The sequence below is a fragment of the Acinetobacter sp. GRABPA_MV_2 genome, assembly GCF_056725885.1.
Genome location: NZ_JBWZNA010000004.1, coordinates 246,122 through 252,525, shown reverse-complemented (window position 1 = coordinate 252,525; position 6,404 = coordinate 246,122). Strand labels below are relative to the sequence as shown.

Annotated in this window: 8 protein-coding genes; 4 read left to right on the top strand and 4 right to left on the bottom strand. The window is 36.8% G+C overall.

What is annotated here, in order from left to right; genetic code table 11:
* Positions 1-168: 168 nt before the first annotated feature.
* Together ACXM0J_RS06055 and cysK are read left to right on the top strand one after the other, a co-directional pair.
* The gene (locus ACXM0J_RS06055; protein ID WP_086265386.1) at positions 169-894 is read left to right on the top strand and encodes an AAA family ATPase; all 726 of its coding nucleotides are present in this window, start codon (positions 169-171) and stop codon (positions 892-894) included.
* A 200-nt stretch (positions 895-1,094) separates the two neighbouring features.
* Positions 1,095-2,093, top strand: a complete 999-nt coding sequence (gene cysK / locus ACXM0J_RS06050) for a cysteine synthase A (RefSeq protein ID WP_086265385.1) — start codon at positions 1,095-1,097, stop codon at positions 2,091-2,093.
* 57 nt (positions 2,094-2,150) lie between these two features.
* Here the strand turns inward: cysK and ACXM0J_RS06045 are convergent, their stop codons facing one another.
* The 4 genes from ACXM0J_RS06045 to ACXM0J_RS06030 form a co-directional block, all read right to left on the bottom strand.
* Positions 2,151-2,732, bottom strand: coding sequence for a lytic transglycosylase domain-containing protein (locus ACXM0J_RS06045; RefSeq protein WP_214287907.1), 582 nt, complete (start codon positions 2,730-2,732; stop codon positions 2,151-2,153).
* 302 nt (positions 2,733-3,034) lie between these two features.
* Positions 3,035-3,274 carry a DUF2798 domain-containing protein gene (locus tag ACXM0J_RS06040; protein ID WP_086265391.1) on the bottom strand — a complete coding sequence of 80 codons (240 nt, stop codon included), beginning with the start codon at positions 3,272-3,274 and terminating at the stop codon, positions 3,035-3,037.
* A gap of 4 nt (positions 3,275-3,278) precedes the next feature.
* On the bottom strand, positions 3,279-3,845 hold the full coding sequence (locus ACXM0J_RS06035) for a flavodoxin family protein (RefSeq protein ID WP_086265383.1): 567 nt from the start codon (positions 3,843-3,845) through the stop codon (positions 3,279-3,281).
* Positions 3,846-3,863: 18 nt separating this feature from the next.
* Positions 3,864-4,349 carry a DUF2938 domain-containing protein gene (locus tag ACXM0J_RS06030; RefSeq protein WP_086265382.1) on the bottom strand — a complete coding sequence of 162 codons (486 nt, stop codon included), beginning with the start codon at positions 4,347-4,349 and terminating at the stop codon, positions 3,864-3,866.
* A gap of 80 nt (positions 4,350-4,429) precedes the next feature.
* Here ACXM0J_RS06030 and ACXM0J_RS06025 point away from each other — a divergent pair, with 80 nt between their 5' ends.
* Both ACXM0J_RS06025 and ACXM0J_RS06020 read left to right on the top strand, forming a co-directional pair.
* Entirely contained in the window at positions 4,430-4,834 is a 405-nt protein-coding gene (locus ACXM0J_RS06025; RefSeq protein WP_086265381.1) for a helix-turn-helix domain-containing protein, read from the top strand.
* Positions 4,835-4,984: 150 nt separating this feature from the next.
* Positions 4,985-6,244: an esterase-like activity of phytase family protein gene (locus tag ACXM0J_RS06020; protein WP_086265380.1), complete on the top strand. Its 1,260-nt coding sequence runs from the start codon at positions 4,985-4,987 to the stop codon at positions 6,242-6,244.
* Positions 6,245-6,404 lie beyond the last annotated feature (160 nt).

Here is a 6,404-nt window from a genome sequence, read left to right as displayed (position 1 = left end):
ATGCGTGAGAAAAATGTTTTAAGAGCTTATTCTTGGCTTAACTGTTTCAAAGTAGAATTTCTATGGATAAGAAAAGCGTCAAATTAAGGCGTTGAGAACTGTATAAGCATGTTATTGCTACTCAAAATTCACTATGCTATAGAATGAAAATAGATTTCTAATAGTATTATGGAAGAAAAACCTTATATCAGAGCCATAAAGCTGAAAGCTCCAGAGGGCTTGGACTGGGCCAGTTATCCCTATGTTATTCCAGCAGTAAATGATTTGGAAAATATTGAATTTCATCCTGATGTTACATTTTTTGTTGGGGAAAATGGTTCAGGCAAGTCCACTATTCTCGAAGCGTTGGCACTGGCATTAGGCTTTTCGGAAGAAGGCGGGACACGCAATGTTCAACTGAATACGGCTACCACCAGTTCTGTTTTGTATCAATCTCTACGCACAATAAAAAGCTATAAAAAGCCTCAGGACTATTATTTTTTAAGGGCCGAAAGTTTTTATAACGTGGCAACTTATATGAAAGAAATAGATTATCTGGCGGGTTACGGTGGAGATATACATACCCGTTCTCATGGGGAGGGATTTTTAAAGCTATTAACCATGAAGTTAAAAGGACAAGGTTTATATCTTTTGGATGAACCGGAAGCCGCTTTATCGCCAACCATGCTGATGACAACGCTATCAGTCTTAGATCGTTTATGTCGGGCACAATCCCAATTTATTATTGCAACACATTCCCCTATCCTTTTGGCGTACCCAAATGCAAAAATTTACCAGTTTTCGGAATCGGGAATTGAACAGGTGAGCTATGAAGAAACAGAACATTTCCGAGTAACAAAGGATTTTTTGAATAATTACCAAAAGAGATTAGCGCAAATTCTGGGTGAGCAATAAGGAGTAGAAGATTAATGCTTGTTTACTCATTATTTTTTGGTCATGATGCATTGAGTTAAAAGGGTCATTTACTTTTATTGTTTATACTTAAGGTATTGAAAAATATTTATTTTTTATAATTTTTTATCTTTGCTGCTTTTCTCCTAATTCCACAAGCCTATAATGATTCAGAATCATTCCAAATCTAATAAGGATATAACATGTCTACCGATCAGCAATTCCCAATACCCAATAATTTAGGTATCGCAGTTTATTCAAATAATGCAGAAGCTATTGGTAATACGCCTTTAGTTCGTATCAACCGTTTAATTAAAACTGGTGCAACTGTATTAGCGAAAGTAGAAAGTCGTAATCCTGCCTTTTCTGTGAAATGCCGTATTGGGGCTGCACTTATTGCAGATGCAGAAAAAAGAGGTGTGTTGAAAGAAGGCATGCATATTGTTGAACCAACTAGTGGTAATACAGGGATTGCATTGGCTTTTGTTGCAGCGGCGAAGGGTTATCCAATTACTTTGACTATGCCAGCCAGCATGAGTCTTGAACGTAGAAAAGTATTAAAAGCTTTAGGTGCTAATTTAGTTCTAACTGAACCGGCGAAAGGGATGAAAGGTGCGGTTGATGAAGCGGTACGATTAGCAACTGAGCAACCAGATGTTTATTTCTTACCTCAACAATTCGAAAACCCAGCCAATCCACAAATTCATGTGGACACAACTGGCCCAGAAATTTGGCAAGCAACAGGTGGGCAGGTTGATATTTTAGTTGCTGGCGTAGGTACTGGAGGTACGATAACGGGTATTTCTCGTTATTTTGAAAAGGTCCAAAATAAGCCATTGTACTCAGTAGCAGTTGAACCTGCTGAGTCTCCAATTATTACTCAAACCAAAAATGGTGAAAGTATTACGCCTGCACCTCATAAAATTCAGGGGATTGGTGCAAATTTTATTCCAAAAAATCTTGATTTAGATTTGGTTGATGAAGTCTTACCAGTGAGTAGTGAAGAAGCAATTCAATGGGCAAGAAACTGTGCAACTCAAGAAGGTATTTTGGTAGGTATCTCAAGTGGAGCTGCATTGGCTGCTGCAGCTAAAATTGCAGAGCGTCCTGAAAATGCTGATAAAACAATAGTTGTTATTCTTCCTGATAGCGGGGAACGTTATTTATCTTCTGTTTTATTTGAAGGTTTATTTGACGAATAAAATTAACTATATAAAAAAGCCCATTAATAGATGGGCTTTTTTTTATTTGATTTTAATTTATAAAGCACTTTTTAAAGTTTTCTGATGACGTTTCACAGATCGAGCATATTTTTTTGCTTTGTGTCGTGTCCAGAAGCTTCGCTCATATCCAGTCGGTCCCACATTATAATAAGCTGTTGCCTTGAACCAACTATCAGCTGACTGATAATAGTGATTCAAAATATAAGCACCACATTGAATATTAGTGGTTTCATCATATAAATTCCCCGCACAAGTTTGTTGCCAATAACTCGGAATAATTTGAGTTAAACCTACGGCGCCAGTAGGAGAGCGAGCGTTACTATTGTAACTAGACTCTTGCCTGATCACTGCTGCGAGTAAAAGAGGGGGGACATTATATTGGTCAGCACTTTGAATAATCATTGGAGATAGCCGATTGGCTGTGCTCGCTGGAACAGAATAAGCTTTTTGTAAGCCTGATGAGAGCTTATTAGAGCGCCAAGAAAATGAGCCACTGTTAGGTCCTAAGCTTGTACACCCTGTTATTATTGTCATCAATGCAATAATAAAAAATTTGAGACTAAAGCGCTGTAATTGTGATGGTTCAAAATGATCTTGAGCTAAAGATGAGGTAAGCAAAATACAAAACCAATAATCAAATTTTAAATGAAATGATGGTATTCAGCCGTACTTATCAGATCAATATAAGTTCTGTTGCTCAGCACATCTAAAAAGTAAGAATTTTGTATAATTAAAATGAAAAAACCCCGACATCCTGTCGAGGTTTCTTCGTATTCAGCTTTATGTAGCTAACTCCTGTCAACTACCGCTTCCTGCGTTCTTATTCTTCTTCAATGAGACATCCTGTCTCTCTATGATTTATATACTATGAAAAAATACTAAAGCTGAATATCCGCAAATCACCGCAAGTTTTGTACGTTTTAACTTACAGGCGTATTTTTTTCAACTTTCTTAAATATGATGTCGACTAATTTCTGGGCTATAGGAGCACAAATCAATACACTTGGGAAAGCTAATATCCATGCAATGATCCAAGCCGATAACCATAATGAAACAAAGTGATGATTTAGCCCTACAGCCTTGAAAGTTGAAATACCTGAAACTATAAAAGACATCATTCCTGATAAAATTAAGAGGAATAAAAGTTTCTGTGCTTTCATGGCCTTATATTCCTTGATAAGCATTTAAGGTCAATGCAAAATTTTCTCCAAATTGTTGAGCAGTTTTAATATCTCCTTCATCAAAACCATCTGCATTACTGCCAGGTTCAGCTTGAGCCATTAAGCCTGACCATGAACCGAGACGATTGGCTGCTTGCGTATAAGGAATGCCTTGGTGCTGTTCAGGCATGATTGGATTACCGACCCATAACATGCCGTGTTGCATACAAAAGATGAAAATCGAAATTAACGTCGATTGTTTATCACCAGCAGGAAGAGATGAAACGGTAAATCCAGCCGCTAATTTTCCTTTAAAACTTTGTTTTTTCCATAATGGACCAGTTGCGTCCATGAGTTGTTTTAACTTGGAAGATACACCACCTAAATAAGTGGGGGATCCCCAAATTAAGCCGTCATATTGGATGAGAATTTCTGGGCTGTTGATAATATCTTCAGTATTGAGTAAATCTGCTTTCATATTTTTATGGCTCAAAATACCAGTTTGAATTTGCTGAGCAATAAATTGGGTGTGACCTTGGCGGCTATGGTAAATAATGGCAACAGTTTTCATGAGCAGTCTCCTCTTTATTTAAATTTGAAATAGTTTTGCAGTGAGATATAAGCCACAACCAAAAACACTATGGTTTATCAAACTTTTTAGACAGTTCAAAAAAGGATGAAGTGTTTTTGATGAAGCAAAGCCACTACCCATCGCAGGTTGCATAATAAAAAATGGAATGAGGACGGTGACTACACCAAATAGAAGTGCTGAATAAAACTGAGGTTGGCTAAGCCAGGTTGAACCAATCATGAAAAGAAAACTCAATGCAAAGATAATCCCAACACTATAGTGAGCAATCCAACCCAATAAATATTCACCCTTAATTTGAGGGCTTTTTGCAATAGATTGATGGATGAGTTTCCCTTGAAATATCCAACCAACCCAGCGGCCGAGGAAGGCAAAATTTAAGGTCGGAATTTTGAACATCTTTAATATTAATAGCCAGATATCCATAAATATAGTTGCACCAATACCAAGACATAAAGCTTGAAAGAACAACGTAGAGATATTCATTTTACACCTTGCTTTTATACGTATGAAACGTGATAAATTTATTGTGCAAGTTCAAGTTCACTTGAAGTCAAGAGGCTATTATGGATATTGGTGAAGTTGCTAAAAAGGCAAAAGTCACAACTGCAACGCTACGCTTTTATGAAGAGAAAGGATTAATTAAATCGATAGGGCGGCAAGGCTTACGTCGACAATATGGCAAGCAGGTCATTGATCAATTGGCATTAATCTCTTTAGGTCGTGCTGCGGGTTTTTCCTTAAATGAAATCGCAACAATGTTTGGGCAAGATGGTAAGCCTGAGCTTGACCGGCAAAAATTAAAAGATAAAGCTCAACAATTAGAGCAAATGGCAAAGCGATTGCATTTTATCAGCCAAGGATTAGAACACGCTGCTGTATGTCCTGCCGAAAATCATATGGAATGTCCAACTTTCCAAAAATTTTTAAAAGCAGCAATTGCTGGAGAATATCAGCCAACAAAACTTTAAGCAGTTTTTAGCAAAGAGGTCTAATTTTTGAGGTTGTATTAAATAGTTGGTCTTGTCATATTTTCGCCATAAAGATTTCATCTTTTTGAAGTAAAAACTTCATATAAGCTTGATTAAATTTGCTTAATTTTTTACCAACTGTATAAAACCATGAGCAAAAAAACATTAGCGGTATTATTATGCTGTGCCAGTTTAGGATTGGCGGCATGTAATGATGATAACGACCAAGAACAAACTTCACCTACTGAAAACGTTACCGAACCAACCTTAATTTCTTTTGCTAAATTACCTGTAGAAACTTATGCTGCTGGTCCAGACTCTGGTGCATATGTGAAAGGTGCAAATGGAATTTATCCTCCATTTAAAGGTCAACCTGTACAAGGCTTTTCTGCTGCATTAAAAAATGAAGATGGCAGTTATATGGCAATGGCCGATAACGGTTTTGGAACTCAAGATAATTCAGCAGACTTTTTACTTCGTATTTATAAAATAAAGCCGGATTTCAAAACTAAAGCTAAAGGCACGAGCCAAGTTACTGTACAAAGCTTTATCCAACTGCGTGATCCGAATAAATTAATTCCATTTAATATCGTGAATGGTGATACAGCTGAGCGTTTATTAACGGGTGCTGATTTTGATCCAGAATCAATGCAACGTACTAGTGACGGGACCTACTGGATTGGAGATGAGTTTGGACCTTATTTACTTCATTTTTCAGCAGATGGCGTGTTATTAGATGCGCCGATTGCTCTGCCAAATCCGTTAAATCCGACTCAAGAATTACGTTCACCACAAAATCAATTTAATAAAGCGCAAATTAATTTTGTAGAACCTCTAGTTCAGCAAAGTGGTGGTTTTGAAGGAATGGCAATTTCACCAGATGGACAGTATCTTTACCCACTTATAGAAAAGCCAATTAAGTCAATTCGAGAAACGGAAAGACAATTATTGATTTCTCAATTTGATGTGAAGAAAAAAGCGTATACAGGGAAATATTATTGGTTCCAGCTAGACAGCAAGGCAACCAATATTGGTGACTTCCAACTCTTTAATGATAAGGAAGGCATTATTATTGAACGTGATGCAACGCAGAATAATTTAGGCGGCTATAAAAAATTAATTCGTATTAAATTGAATGAGTCAGGCCAGCTAGTAAGCCGTGAAGATTTAGTCGATTTAATTAAAATTGCTAACCCGAATATGCTGTATGGCGCAGCTAGAGCAGGGGATATTGGTACGGGACAGGTTTTTGCTTTTCCATTTGAAACCATTGAAGATGTGATTATTGAAAATGGCACAACGCTTACCGTTTTCAATGATAATAACTTCCCTGGTTCGACAGGACGTAACGCAAAACTGGCTGACGATAACGAGATTATTCAGATTCGTTTGCCAAAAGCTTTGTTCTAAGCTCTATAAATAAAAATTAAAACTGCGGCGGATTTTGTTCCGCCGTATTTATTGCAAGAATAAAATATTGAATAAACTTTAATCAAATTAATTTCTATATTGTTGTTTTCGCATGTTTTATAAACAGGGAAAATGAATGAAATTCATGTTAAAATGATCG